The 13,347-nt window shown below is 70.8% G+C and carries 10 protein-coding genes; 6 read left to right on the top strand and 4 right to left on the bottom strand.

Features of this window, described 5'->3' with window-relative positions; translation table 11 throughout:
• Nucleotides 1-71 precede the first annotated feature (71 nt).
• Entirely contained in the window at nt 72-2,375 is a 2,304-nt protein-coding gene (gene glgX, locus OG883_RS06215) for a glycogen debranching protein GlgX (protein ID WP_266536076.1), read from the top strand.
• Between the two features lie 22 nt (nt 2,376-2,397).
• Here the strand turns inward: glgX and OG883_RS06210 are convergent, their stop codons facing one another.
• The 4 genes from OG883_RS06210 to OG883_RS06195 form a co-directional block, all read right to left on the bottom strand.
• Complete coding sequence (locus tag OG883_RS06210; protein WP_266536074.1) at nt 2,398-3,042, bottom strand: response regulator transcription factor; 645 nt, start codon at nt 3,040-3,042, stop codon at nt 2,398-2,400.
• Nucleotides 3,035-4,279 (bottom strand): sensor histidine kinase, encoded by a 1,245-nt coding sequence (locus OG883_RS06205; protein WP_266541285.1) that lies wholly within the window; start codon nt 4,277-4,279, stop codon nt 3,035-3,037. Before OG883_RS06205 ends, OG883_RS06210 begins: the two co-directional genes overlap by 8 nt.
• Before the next feature lie 122 nt (nt 4,280-4,401).
• Nucleotides 4,402-5,145 (bottom strand): ABC transporter permease, encoded by a 744-nt coding sequence (locus OG883_RS06200; protein WP_266536071.1) that lies wholly within the window; start codon nt 5,143-5,145, stop codon nt 4,402-4,404.
• A 1-nt stretch (nt 5,146) separates the two neighbouring features.
• Complete coding sequence (locus OG883_RS06195; protein ID WP_266536068.1) at nt 5,147-6,076, bottom strand: ABC transporter ATP-binding protein; 930 nt, start codon at nt 6,074-6,076, stop codon at nt 5,147-5,149.
• A 149-nt stretch (nt 6,077-6,225) separates the two neighbouring features.
• Here OG883_RS06195 and OG883_RS06190 point away from each other — a divergent pair, with 149 nt between their 5' ends.
• The 5 genes from OG883_RS06190 (at nt 6,226) to OG883_RS06170 (ending at nt 13,347) form a co-directional block, all read left to right on the top strand.
• Nucleotides 6,226-8,139, top strand: a complete 1,914-nt coding sequence (locus tag OG883_RS06190; RefSeq protein ID WP_266536066.1) for an ABC transporter ATP-binding protein — start codon at nt 6,226-6,228, stop codon at nt 8,137-8,139.
• Complete coding sequence (locus OG883_RS06185; RefSeq protein WP_266536063.1) at nt 8,136-10,043, top strand: ABC transporter ATP-binding protein; 1,908 nt, start codon at nt 8,136-8,138, stop codon at nt 10,041-10,043. Before OG883_RS06190 ends, OG883_RS06185 begins: the two co-directional genes overlap by 4 nt.
• A 94-nt stretch (nt 10,044-10,137) precedes the next feature.
• The gene (locus OG883_RS06180; RefSeq protein ID WP_266536060.1) at nt 10,138-10,515 is read left to right on the top strand and encodes a TetR/AcrR family transcriptional regulator C-terminal domain-containing protein; all 378 of its coding nucleotides are present in this window, start codon (nt 10,138-10,140) and stop codon (nt 10,513-10,515) included.
• Nucleotides 10,516-10,787: 272 nt separating this feature from the next.
• Nucleotides 10,788-12,809, top strand: coding sequence for a M4 family metallopeptidase (locus OG883_RS06175; RefSeq protein ID WP_266536057.1), 2,022 nt, complete (start codon nt 10,788-10,790; stop codon nt 12,807-12,809).
• A gap of 358 nt (nt 12,810-13,167) precedes the next feature.
• Nucleotides 13,168-13,347, top strand: coding sequence for a hypothetical protein (locus OG883_RS06170; RefSeq protein ID WP_266536055.1), 180 nt, complete (start codon nt 13,168-13,170; stop codon nt 13,345-13,347).

Genomic DNA, 13,347 nt, shown 5'->3' with positions numbered 1-13,347 from the left:
GGACTCCCCCAGACCCCTTCGGGCCCGGGAGTGTCCCCAGCGGGGCCCGACGAGCCGCGGGAGGCCGGCAGGTGTCGAGCGCAGCCGAGCAGGAGACGGTGCAGGAGGGGGTGCCGGGCGACCGGCCGGGCCCACCTCCGGCGGCCGGGGTCAACGGCCGCCACAGGGATCCGGGCGTCGCCGGGCCGTCGGTGTGGCCGGGGGCGCCCACGCCGCTCGGGGCACGGTTCCGGGTCGGCCCCGACGGGGTCGCGGGCACCAATTTCGCGCTCTGGGCGGGCGGGGCGGAGGCTGTCGAGCTGTGTCTGTTCGACGATGCCGGCGGGCCCGGGGAGCCGGGCAGGCCGGGAGATCCGGGCAGGCCCGTCAGGGAGACGCGGCTGCCGCTGACCGAGCTGACCCACGAGATCTGGCACGGCTTCGTGCCCGATGTCCGGCCGGGGCAGCGGTACGGCTTCCGGGTGCACGGCCGCTGGGACCCGTGGACGGGTGCGCGCTGGAATCCGGCGAAGCTGCTCCTCGACCCGTACGCCCGCGCGGTGGACGGCGACTTCGTGCTGCCCGCCGAGGTGTACGGGCATGTGCGGGACTGGCCGCAGCAGCATGTCGCCGACACGGTGCGCGACGACCGGGATTCGGCGCCGTACGTCCCCAAGGGTGTCGTCGTCCATGACGACGACGACTGGGCGGACGACCGCAGGCCCAAGACTCCCTGGGCCGACTCGGTCATCTACGAGCTTCATGTGCGGGGATTCACCCGGTTGCATCCGGGGATTCCCGAGGAGCTGCGGGGCACGTACGCGGGTCTCGCGCACCCCGCGGCGATCGAGCATCTGGTGGGGCTGGGGGTGACGGCGGTCGAGCTGCTGCCGGTGCACCAGTACGCGCACGAGGACCATCTGCTGCGGCGCGGGCTGCGCAACTACTGGGGCTACAACTCCATCGGCTACTTCGCGCCGCATGCCGCGTACTCCGCGAGCGGCACCACCGGTCAGCAGGTCGGCGAGTTCAAACGGATGGTGCGGGCGCTGCACGCCGCCGGGATCGAGGTCATCCTCGACGTGGTCTACAACCACACGGCGGAGGCGGACGAGCGGGGTCCGACGCTGTCGCTGCGCGGTATCGACAACCGCGGCTACTACCGTCTGCAGTCGGACGCCCGGACGTATGCGGACTACACGGGGTGCGGCAACACACTGCATGTGGTGCAGCCCCATGTGCTGCGGCTCATCACCGACTCGCTGCGCTACTGGGTGACCGAGATGGGGGTCGACGGTTTCCGTTTCGACCTCGCGGCGGCACTGGCACGCTCGATGCACGACGTCGACATGCTCTCCCCTTTCCTCGCGGTGATCGCCCAGGACCCGGTGCTCAGGAGGGTCAAGCTGATCGCCGAGCCGTGGGACGTGGGCAACGGTGGCTATCAGGTGGGTGCGTTCCCACCGCTGTGGACGGAGTGGAACGACCGGTACCGGGACGCCGTACGGGACTTCTGGCGCGGCGCGCTGCCCGACGTACGGGATCTCGGGTACCGGCTCTCCGGGTCCAGCGATCTGTACGCGTGGGGCGGGCGGCGGCCGTATGCCTCCATCAACTTCATCACCGCGCACGACGGGTTCACCCTGCGCGATCTGGTCAGTTACGAGCGCAAGCACAACGAGGCCAACGGGGAGGGCAATCGCGACGGCACGAACGACAACCGGTCCTGGAACTGCGGCGCGGAGGGCGAGAGCGACGACGTGGCCGTCAACGCGCTGCGGCGCCGGCAGGTCCGCAACCTGCTGACCACCCTGTTGCTGTCGACGGGGGTGCCGATGCTGGTCGCGGGCGACGAGATGGGCCGTACGCAGGGCGGCAGCAACAACGCCTACTGCCAGGACAACGAGGTCAGCTGGGTGGACTGGTCACTGCTGGAGCAGCCGGGGCCGCACGGACGGCTGGAGCTCACCACCCGGCTGCTCGCCCTGCGTCACGCCCATCCGGTGCTGCGCCGCCGCGCCTTCTTCTCGGGCCGCGCGCGGGCGGCTGACGGCCTGCGGGACCTTGCCTGGTTCACGCCGCACGGCACGGAGATGACGGAACGGGACTGGTACGCCCCGGCCTCCACGCTCGCGCTCTATCTCTCCGGCCGCGACATTCCCGGGCGTGACGCGCGGGGAGCGGAGGTGACGGACGACAGCTTCCTGACGGTCCTGCACGCCTCCGACCGTCCGGCGAGCTTCCAACTGCCCGGACCGCCCTGGGCACAGGCGTACGAGCTGGTGGTCGACACCTCACGGGAGGAGCAGGGGACGGCGCCGGGAACGGTGCACCGGGGCGGGGAGACGATGACGGTGCCGGCGCGGTCGGTGCTGCTGCTGCGGGTCAGGACCTGAAGGTTCCCCTGCGGGCCGCCCCTTATCCGCCCAGGACGCCCCTGTCGTACGCGACCGCCACCGCCGCCGCACGGTCCTTCGCTCCCAGTTTGGCGAAGATATGGGTGAGATGGGTCTTCACCGTGGCTTCGCTGATGAACAGCTCCGCCGCGATCGCGCGGTTCGACGTGCCCTTGGCGACCAGTTCGAGGACTTCGCGCTCGCGTGTGGACAGCGGCTCGTTGCCCGCGGCGCCCGGGGTGCGTACGCGGGAGACCAGGCGGGAGGCGACCGCGGGCGAGAGCACCGTGCGGCCGTCGGCCGCGGCGCGGACCGCCGTGAAGAGTTCGTCGCGGGGAGCGTCCTTGAGGAGGTATCCCGTCGCGCCCGCCTCGATCGCGGGGAGCGTGTCGGAGTCCGTGTCGTACGTGGTGAGCACCAGGACCTTGGAACGGGCGCCGCGGCGGCCGAGTTCGGCGATGGCCGCCACTCCGCCGCCGCCCGGCATCCGCAGGTCCATCAGGATGACGTCGGGGTCGAGGCGGGTGGCCAGTTCGACGCCCTCGACACCGTTCGCGGCCTCGCCGAGGACCTCGAAGCCGGGGGACGATTCGAACATGCCGCGCAGGCCGTTCCGTACGACGGGATGGTCGTCGACGAGGATCAGGGTGATGCTCTTCTCAGCCATGGCGGACCAACGGTACGCGAGCGGAGACGGCCGTTCCCTGGCCGGGTTCGGTTTCGACGGAGGCCGTGCCCGCGATGCGTGCGGCGCGGGCCCGCATGCCGTCGAGTCCGAAGCCGCCGGCGCCCGAGCGCGGGGGCAGAGCGGCCGGGTCGAAGCCCCGGCCGTCGTCACGGACGTCCAGGGTGACCTCGTCGCCCATGTAGGAGAGGGTGACCCCGGTGCGTGTCGCGCGCGCGTGCCGGGCGGTGTTGGCGAGGGCTTCCTGGGCGATACGGAGCAGGGTCGCCGCGACCTCGTCGTGCAGCCCCTCCTCGGTGCCGGTGACGGTGAACTGCACCCGTATGCCCGTGCGTTCGCCCCAGTCGGCGACGGTCTTCTTCAGGGCTTCGGGGAGGGTGTCGTGCTCCAGGGCGACCGGGCTGAGATTCAGCACGGAACGACGCGCCTCGCCCAGGCTGTGGCGGGCCAGCGCGGCGGCGCGGGCGAGGTGTTCGCGGGCGAGTTCCGGGTCGCGGTCCCCGGTGGAGGTGACCACTTGGAGCTGGGCGATGATCCCGGTCAGGCCCTGCGCGATGGTGTCGTGGATCTCGGCGGCGAGCCGGCGGCGCTCGTCGGCCACGCCTGCTTCCCTCGCCTGGACCAGGAGTTGGGCGTGCAGACCGGCATTCTCCTCGAGGGCCTGCTCGAGACGGGCGTTGGTGCGCTCCAGTTCGGCGATGGTGGCGGCCTTCTGCCGCGCGTTCTCGGCCTCCTGGATGCCGATGTTGGCGAACAGCAGACACAGTGAGACGTTGAGGACGAAGAGCACGCCGAAGGCGATCCAGCTCACTGTCGAGGGGGGCGGCAGTCCGCCGGACTGTGAGCCGGCCATGGTGACGGCGGTGACGATCAGGCCGGCGCGCACCAGGCGGTTGGGCAGCAGTTGCGCAGTGTCGAAGTAACCGAGGACGGCGTAGATGGCGAAGAACGGGTTGAACCAGGTGAGCGCGAACGCGAGGACGGTGCGCAGGGCGTAGTACACCTGGCCCGGCACCGCGTGTTCCGGCAGCCCGGGCCGTCTGACACCCCACCAGACCTGGAGTGCGAGCGCCGCCAGGACCAGAACCCCGGTGGCGTACATCTCGGGACGGGTCATGAACAGATCGGCGGCGGCGACGCCCAGCAGGGTGGCGAGGCCCAGCAGGGCATAGGGGCCGTGACGGTAGTACTGATGCCAGCGCTTGTCGACCGTCGTCATGGCTCCGGCCGCAACGGCCCCGGTCTTCGTGGCTCCCGTCTTCCCGGCCCCGGCCTTTACGGCCCCCGTCTCCGTCGCAGCCCCGGTCTTGGTCATGGGCACAGTCTCTCCCGCCGTCCCGGTCACTCCCAGCGGAACCAGCGGGCGGCCGCCGCGGTGAGCAGTACCGTCCAGATGGCCATCACGCCCAGGTGCAGCCAGCCCGGCCAGCCGCCGGTCGCCGCCCGGTCGAGTGCCTCGGACGCCGCGCCGAACGGGGTGAGCTCGACGATGCGCTGCACGGCGTCCGGCATGGCCTGGACGGGGACCCAGACGCCGGCGGTGAACATCGTCGGGAAGAACACCACCGAGCCGATGGCGGTCGCCATCTTCTGGGTACGGGCGACCGCGCAGACCGTCGCGCCGAGGGCGAGCGAGCTCGCCGTGGTGAGGACGAGCGCCGGCAGGTATCCCGCGAACTTCTCGGGCAGACGTACGTCGAAGGCGACACGGCCCACGGCGACGGCAAGGGTGGCGGAGCACAGGGTGGCCACACCGTGCAGGGTGAGCTGGGCCGTGAGCAGCGAGGCCGGGCGGACCGGGGTGGTGGACATCCGGCGCAGGATGCCGCGCTCGCGGTAGCCGGTGAGGACCGGCGGCATCGCCTGGAGCCCGGCCATGATCGTGGCGAGCAGTACGGCGACGGGGACATAGAGGTCGATGACCCGGCGGCCGCCGAGGTCGTCGGAGACCTCCCGGAAGGACGGGAGCAGACCGAGGATCGTCAGCAGGACGGTCGGGAAAGCGATGATCCAGAAGAGGCTGCCGGGCTCGCGCGAGAACAGGCGCGCCTCGGTCCTGAGTACGGCGAAGGACGCGGAGGTCATCTCAGACCCTCTCTTCCTGCTGGTCGTTCCGCTCGGTGAGGTCCAGGAACGCGTCGTCCAGGGAGGCGTCGGCGACGCGGAGCTGGCGGGCGGTGATGCGGTGGCGGGCGAGCAGCGAGATCACTGCGTTGACGGTCTCGTCGGTGCCGTTGATGACGATCCGGCCATCCGGTGACCTGCCGACGTCGACGGACGTGGCCCGCGGAAGCGCGGCCAGCTCGTGCTCGTCGAGCGGGGCGGAGGGGGTGAAGGAGATGACGGTGGAGGCCGTCGAGCGGCTGATCAGCCCGGCCGGGGTGTCCAGGGCGGCGACCCGGCCCTTGTCGATGACGGCGATACGGTCGCAGAGGCGCTGGGCCTCCTCCATGAAGTGGGTGACCAGGAGGACGGTGACGCCCGAGTCCCGTACCTCCTCGATCAGCTGCCAGGTGTCGCGGCGGGCACGCGGGTCGAGGCCGGTGGTCAGCTCGTCGAGAACGACGACGCGCGGGTTGCCGATGAGGGCGAGCGCGATGAACAGCCGCTGCTTCTGTCCGCCGGACAGCTTGGCGAACCGGGTGGTGAGCTTCTCCTCGAGACCGAGCCGCTCGGCGAGGGGCCGCCAGTCGGCGGGGCCCGGATAGAACGCGGCATACAGCTCGAGCGCCTCGCGGACGGTGAGTTTGGGCTGCAGCTCGCTCTCCTGGAGCTGCGCGCCGAGCAGCCGGGTGAGCTGCTGGTGGTCGGCGACCGGGTCGAGCCCGGCCACCCGGATGGTGCCGGAGTCGGGGGTCCTGAGCCCCTCGACGCATTCGACGGTTGTGGTCTTGCCGGCGCCGTTCGGGCCGAGGATCCCGAAGATCTCGCCCTCCTCGACGTCGAGGCTCACTCCGTCGACGGCGGGGCGGCCGCCGTAGGCCTTGTGGAGGCCGTTCACTTCGATAATCGCCATGGGTACGAGGGTTCCGGGCGGCGGGGGTGCGGGGCATCGCCCATCACGCTCGAAACGGCATCAGCCGATCGGTTGACGGCGGGCTACGACCACGCGCCCGCGGAAATCCGGATGAACACTGTCAGTGGTGAACCGTAGGCTCGCTCCTGATGTCCGACACACATGCAGCCATCGAGGACCGGTCCGCCGTACGTTCGCTGCGGCGGCTGTGGCCGTACGTACGGCCCATTCGAACGCGCTTGTTCAGTGCGGCATTCGTCGCCATCGTGGCTTCCTGTCTGAGCCTGGTCATCCCGCTCGTACTGAAGTGGATCGTGGACGGGCCGGTGGCCGGCCGGGACCCCGGCGGAGTGTGGCTCGGGGCGCTGGTGCTGCTGTTGCTGGGGGTCGCGGAGGCGGTGCTCTTCGGGTTCCGGCGGTGGCTGGTGGCCCGGCCGCTGGCCGGGGTGGAGGCGGCCATGCGGGCCGACCTCTACCGGCATCTGCAGCGGCTGCCGGTCGCCTTCCACGACCGGTGGGCGTCGGGGCAGTTGCTCTCCCGCGGCACCACGGATCTGATGCTGCTGCGGATGTTCCTGGCCTTTCCGCTGACCTTCCTGCTGGTCAACACCACCACGATCCTGGTGGGGTTCGTCATTCTGCTGGCGCAGGAGTGGACGCTGGGACTGGTGTTGCTCGTGCCCGTCGTGCCGCTGGTCATCGTCTGCTCGCTCTTCGAGTCGCGGTACGCGATCGTCGCGCGGCGCGCCCAGGACCAGGTGGGCGATCTGACGACGGTCGTCGAGGAGAGCGTGCTCGGCATCCGCATCATCAAGGGCTTCGGCCGCCACCGCAGCCAGGCCCTCGCCTTCCGCGGGCTCTCGGAGCGGCTGCGCGGTACGGAGCTGGGCAAGGCGCGGCTGCTGGCCGGGATCTGGGCGCTGATCACGACGATCCCGGAGGTGGCGATCGGCGCGGCGCTGGTGCTGGGCACGGTCCAGGTCGCGGACGGCGCTCTGTCGGCGGGCACGCTGGTGGCGTTTTTGTCGACGGCGCTGGCGCTGCGGTGGCCGGTGGAATCGATGGGCTTTCTGCTGGCGATGAGCCAGGAGGCGGCGACGGCGACGGAGCGGTACTTCGAGGTGATGGACGCGGAGGAGGAGCGCGAGACTTCCTGTGGGGCGGGGGCGGGCGAAACCGGCGGGGCAAGCGCGCAGGACGGCACGGGCAGAGGCTCGGGCGAGGACACGGGCGGGACGGGCGGGACGGGCGGGACGGGCAGGGGCGGACTGGCCTTCGAGGGCGTCGAGTTCCGCTACCCGGACGCGCCGGGGGACGCCGCGCCCGTGCTCGCCCGCATCGATCTGTGGGTGCGGCCCGGCGAGACCATGGCGCTCGTCGGTGGCACCGGCTCTGGAAAGACCACGCTCACCGCGCTCGTGCCTCGGCTGCACGAGGTGACCGCCGGGCGGATCACGCTCGACGGCCAGGACATCGCCGCGATGCCCCGGGAGCGACTGCGCGAGCTGGTATCCGTGGCCTTCGAGGAGCCGACGCTGTTCTCGGCGAGCGTCGGGGAGAACGTCCTCATGGGGGCGGACGGCGCGCGCGACGAAGAGGCGCTGGGCCGGGCGCTGGACATCGCGCAGGCGGGCTTCGTCGCCGACCTGCCGTACGGCTCCGGCACCCAGGTCGGCGAGCAGGGCCTGAGCCTCTCGGGGGGGCAGCGACAGCGCCTGGCACTGGCCCGTGCGGTCGTCGGCCGGCCGCGCTTTCTGGTCCTCGACGACCCGTTGTCGGCGCTCGATGTGCATACGGAGGCCCTGGTGGAGGCGGCCCTGCGCAGGGTGCTTCAGGACACGACGGCGCTGGTGGTGGCGCACCGTCCCTCGACGGTGATGCTCGCCGACCGGGTCGCGCTGCTGTCGGAGGGGCGGATCACGGCGGTGGGGACGCATCAGGAACTGCTGCGTACGAACGCGGAGTACGCATGGCTGATGTCGGGGGCCGATTCCGATTCCGACACCGATTCCGGCACCGCTGCCGCTGCCGCTGCCGCTGTCGCCGAGGAGGGGGCCCGATGACGTCATCGACGACTGCGAAGCCGTACGCCGACGGCGAGGACGAGGACGGCCCCCCGGGCGGCAGCGCGCCGGCCGCAGCGGAGGCGGAGCCGGCGCCCGCGCCCCGCGGGGACGACCCCTTCGACCGGGACTCCCTCCCGGCGCCCGAGGGCGCGACCGGGGTGCTGCTGCGTTCCCTCCTGGCGCCCCGGCGGGCACGCGTCGCCGTCGCCGCACTTCTCCTGTTGCTCCAACAGGCCGCCGTCCAGGCCGGTCCGCTCCTCGTCGCGTACGCCATCGACCGCGGCGTACCCGCCTTCCGCGCCCACGACTACGGGCCGCTGATCGCCGTCGCCGTCGGGTATGCGCTGTGCGGGCTGGGTGCCGGCCTCCTCCAGTACGCCTTCATTCGCGTCTCCGCCCGCGTCAACCAGGACGTGCTCCTCGATCTGCGCGGGCGGATCTTCCGCCATGCCCAGGCCCTGAGTGTCGACTTCCACGAGCGGTACACCTCCGGCCGGCTGATCTCCCGCTCGACAACGGACGTGGAGTCCCTGCGGGAGCTGCTCAGCGAGGGGCTCCAGGAACTGATCGGAGTCGTCCTCGCCTTCGTCTACATCTCGGCGATGCTGCTCTGGCTGGACCTCGGGCTCGGCGGGCTCGCCGTGTTCTCGTTCGTACCGCTCTATCTGCTCGTACGCCTCTACCAGCGCCGCGCCGCGGTCGTCTTCAGCACCCGCTCGACGGCGATCGCCGCGGTCATCGTGAAGTTCGCGGAGACGATGAACGGCATCCGGCCGGTGCGTGCCTTCCGGCGCGAGCGTGCGAACGACGCGGACTTCCGGGTCCTCAACCGCCGCCATGAGCGCAGCAACGGGGACGCCATGCTGGAGAACGCGCGCTACGTGGTCGGCTCCCGGCTGGTCGCCAACACCGCGGTCGCGGGGATGGTGCTGTGGGGCGCCTACCAGGTGGCTTCCGGGACGATGGCGCTCGGCGTGCTGGCCGCCGCCGTGCTGTATCTGCGGCGGCTGTACGACCCGATCGACCGGCTCAGCATGTTCCTCAACTCCTATCAGTCGGCGGCCGCCTCGCTCGAGAAGATCGCGGGTCTGCTGGCTCAGACGCCGTCCGTTCCGCAGGCCCAGAACCCCGTGGAACTGCCGGCCCTGCGCTCCCAACACCCGGGCCGCGAGGTCGTCTTCGACGGCGTCCGCTTCGCCTACCGCACCGGGGGCGAGGTGCTCCCTCGCTTCGATCTGACGATCCCGGCCGGCCAGACCGTCGCCGTCGTCGGCTCGACCGGCGCGGGCAAGTCCACGCTGGCCAAGCTGCTGGCCCGGCTCTACGACCCCACCGAGGGGCGGGTCCTCCTCGACGGAGTGGAGCTGCGCGACCTGGCCACGGCCGAACTGCGGCGCGGGGTGGTGATGGTGACCCAGGAGGCGTTCCTGTTCTCCGGGACGGTCGCCGAGAACATCGCGATCGGGCGTCCTGACGCCACCCGCGAGGAGATCGAGCAGGCCGCGAAGGCCATCGGGGCACACGACTTCATCAGCACTCTGCCGGACGGCTACGACACCGACGTACGCAAACGGGGCGGGCGGATCTCCGCCGGGCAGCGGCAGCTGGTGGCCTTCGCCCGCGCGCTGCTCGCCGACCCGGCGGTGCTGATCCTCGACGAGGCGACGAGCTCCCTCGACATCCCCGGCGAGCGGGCGGTGCAGCGCGCGATGGACACGGTGCTGCACGGGCGTACCGCCGTCGTGATCGCGCACCGGCTGTCGACGGTGGAGATCGCGGACCGGGTGCTGGTGATGGAGCACGGGCGGATCGTGGAGGACGGCCCGCCGGAGCGGCTGATCGCCGGGGAGGGCCGCTTCGCGGGTCTGCACCGGGCGTGGCGCGACAGTGTGGTGGGGTGACGGCCGTGACGCGGGCCCGTACGAGCGCCTCTGTTTGACCCCTCAGTGCGGTCCCCTCCGGCAGGTTGCCGCGCCCGTCGCGCGCGATCAGCCGTTGGGGCCGGTTCCGGCCGACTGGCGCACCGGGGTCGAAATCGGGGCGCGGTGGCCGGGCGCCGTCTACGCCCGCCACCCCTGGACGGCCGACCCGGCGGCGTCGTTGACGCGTCCGGCCGCCTCGGCGAGCGCGATGAACCTCGCCGAACGGGTGCTGCGCGCCCTGCGGATGCGCTCGGCCCACTCCCTTCAGAAGATGTTCCACACCCTTCTCACGCTCTTCGCGTACGTCCAAGGACCGGCCATCGCCTCCGAGTGGGAAACGCGGACTGAGCAGGACACGGGCATCGCGGACAACGAGTGGGCGGCACGGAACGAGACACCGTACGTGGCGATCTCCGTAGCCGTGAACCCTCTCTTGCTCAACAGCCCCTGAAACAGGACGAGTTCGTTCCGGACCTCAACACGCTCTTCGAGAGCGGGCTTCGGTGAACGCTCGACGGCATCGCGGTGATGGCCGGCGAAATGTCCGCTCAACGAACATGACCTTTCGGACAACGGACGAATTCCGGCCATTTTGTTGACGCGCTCCTGACAGGAAGCGTTCGCTGCTGCCACTCTTCCCCCGACCCACGCATCACCTCTCCGCATGCTCTGCCCGGCCTGCCCACCCAGCAGACCGGTACCCCCCTCGCAGAAGGAGTTCGCGTGAGACCCACGCCTCGCCGGCGCACCACCGCGACCGGAGCTCTTATCGCCACCGCCGCCCTCCTCGCGGTCGGATTCCAGACCGGTACATCCTCGGCCGAGCCGGCGGCACCCGCCGCGACGGCCGCGGCGAAGGGCGCCGACCCCGGTGCCCTGCCGAAGAATCTCAGCCCCGCCCAGCGCGCCGAGCTGATACGCAAGGCGAGCGCCACCACGGCGGCAACCGCCAAGGAACTGGGCCTCACCGCCCAGGAGAAGCTCGTCGTCCGGGACGTCACCCAGGACCGCGACGGCACCACACACACGCGCTACGAGCGCACCTACGACGGGCTTCCCGTCCTCGGCGGCGACCTGGTGGTCGCCGAGACCAAGGCGGGCGCGACGCAGTCGGTCACCAAGGCGTCCACAGCCGCTCTCAAGAACGTGGACACCAGCGCCGATGTCGCCCCGGCCACCGCCGAGAAGCAGGCGCTGGGCGCGGCCAAGGCGGAGGGCTCGACGAAGACCAAGGCCGACCGCGCACCGCGCAAGGTGGTCTGGCTGGCGCAGGGCAAGCCGACTCTGGCGTACGAGACCGTCGTGGGCGGCCTCCAGCACGACGGCACTCCCAACGAGCTGCATGTCATCACCGACGCCACCACCGGCAAGAAGCTCTTCGAGCGCCAGGCCGTCCACAACGGCACCGGCAACACCCAGTACAGCGGGCAGGTCACGCTCGGCACCGCCCCCTCGTACACGCTGACCGACACCGGCCGCGGCAACCACAAGACGTACAACCTGAACCGCGGCAGCTCCGGCACCGGCACCCTCTTCTCGGGCACGGACGACATCTGGGGCGACGGCACTCCGCAGAACGCCGAGACGGCCGGCGCGGACGCGCACTTCGGCGCGGCGCTCACCTGGGACTACTACAAGAACGTGCACGGCCGCAGCGGCATCCGCGGTGACGGCGTCGGCGCGTACTCCCGGGTCCACTACGGCAACAACTACGTCAACGCGTTCTGGCAGGACAGCTGCTTCTGCATGACGTACGGCGACGGTTCGGGCAACGCCAAGCCGCTCACCTCGATCGACGTCGCGGCGCACGAGATGACGCACGGCGTCACCGCCAACACCGCGGGCCTGATCTACAGCGGTGAGTCCGGCGGCCTCAACGAGGCGACGTCCGACATCTTCGCGGCGGCCGTCGAGTTCCACGCCAACAACGCCCAGGACCTGGGCGACTACCTGGTCGGCGAGAAGATCGACATCCGCGGCAACGGCACCCCGCTGCGGTACATGGACAAGCCGAGCAAGGACGGCGCGTCCAAGGACTACTGGTACGCGGGCATCGGCAACGTCGACGTCCACTACTCCTCGGGCCCGGCGAACCACTGGTTCTACCTGCTCTCCGAGGGCAGCGGCACGAAGACCATCAACGGCGTCAACTACGACTCCGCGACCTCGGACGGGCTGCCGGTCACCGGCATCGGCCGGGAGAAGGCCGCGCTGATCTGGTTCAAGGGTCTCACCACGAAGTTCAACTCCCGTACCGACTACGCGGGTGCCCGCGCGGGCACCATCGCGGTCGCCACGGAGCTGTACGGAGCCACCAGCGCCGAGGTCAAGTCCGTGACCGACGCGTGGGCCGGCATCAACGTCGGCGCCCGTCCCGGCGGCGGCGACCCCGACCCGGGCGGTGTCTTCGAGAACACGACGGACGTCGCCATCCCGGACAGGGGCGCGGCCGTCACCTCCTCGATCACCGTCGCCGGCCGCACGGGCAACGCCTCGGCCGCCCTCAAGGTCGGCGTGGACATCGTCCACACCTGGCGCGGTGACCTGGTCATCGACCTGCTCGCACCGGACGGGACCGCGTACCGCCTGAAGAACTCCAGCGGCAGCGACTCGGCGGACAACGTCCAGACGACCTACACCGTCAACGCCTCCAGCGAGGTCGCCAACGGCACCTGGAAGCTGAAGGTCCAGGACGTGGCGGCGCAGGACGTCGGCTACATCAACAGCTTCAAGCTCACCTTCTGAGCCACAGCGAGCGCCCCGAACGCTGCGATCTCTTCGTACGCCGGGATCCCATCGATCCGACACCGCTGGAGGGGATGAACACCCGCCACTGACAGGGGCGCTGCCCGGGATGCCTCAAGGCTCCCGGGCAGCGCCCTGACCAATTTCACGGGGGCGGGGGGCGCGCAGGATCTCACCAGGTCCAGGGCGAACGCCGGTTCGGGCAGGGCAGGGGCGACATATCGTGACCGCGTGATCAGGGTGCTGCTGGCTGAGGAGGAGGCACCCCTTAGACACCTCGAGCTGACCAGCGCTCTTCGCAAGAACCGTCGCGCTCCAGGTGCTTCCGAAGGGGTAACGCCTACCGGGAGCGCGCCCGATGTCCGCTGAACACGTCCGCACCATCTGCGGCAAGACCGAGCCGAACGCCGTGGCCCTCTACGTCCGCAAGTCGAAGCGTCTGAGGGACGACGACCACCGCCGCGATCAGAGCACTGGCTCTCAGCAGGAGCAGGGACACCGCTGGGGCACCACAACGGCTACGCCGTGCGGAAGGTAG

Origin of the sequence: Streptomyces sp. NBC_01142 (genome assembly GCF_026341125.1) — a bacterium.
GTDB lineage: Bacteria > Actinomycetota > Actinomycetes > Streptomycetales > Streptomycetaceae > Streptomyces.
The sequence above is the reverse complement of the archived record's forward strand: the minus strand, read 5'-3'. Positions and strand labels throughout refer to the sequence as shown.

Bases quoted from the DNA above. Each gene is read 5' to 3' on its own strand.
- OG883_RS06210 (WP_266536074.1), bottom strand. From the start codon at position 3,042: ATGGCTGAGAAGAGCATCACCCTGATCCTCGTCGACGACCATCCCGTC.
- OG883_RS06205 (WP_266541285.1), bottom strand. From the start codon at position 4,279: ATGACGACGGTCGACAAGCGCTGGCATCAGTACTACCGTCACGGCCCC.
- OG883_RS06200 (WP_266536071.1), bottom strand. From the start codon at position 5,145: ATGACCTCCGCGTCCTTCGCCGTACTCAGGACCGAGGCGCGCCTGTTC.
- OG883_RS06195 (WP_266536068.1), bottom strand. From the start codon at position 6,076: ATGGCGATTATCGAAGTGAACGGCCTCCACAAGGCCTACGGCGGCCGC.
- OG883_RS06190 (WP_266536066.1), top strand. From the start codon at position 6,226: ATGTCCGACACACATGCAGCCATCGAGGACCGGTCCGCCGTACGTTCG.
- OG883_RS06185 (WP_266536063.1), top strand. From the start codon at position 8,136: ATGACGTCATCGACGACTGCGAAGCCGTACGCCGACGGCGAGGACGAG.
- OG883_RS06170 (WP_266536055.1), top strand. From the start codon at position 13,168: ATGTCCGCTGAACACGTCCGCACCATCTGCGGCAAGACCGAGCCGAAC.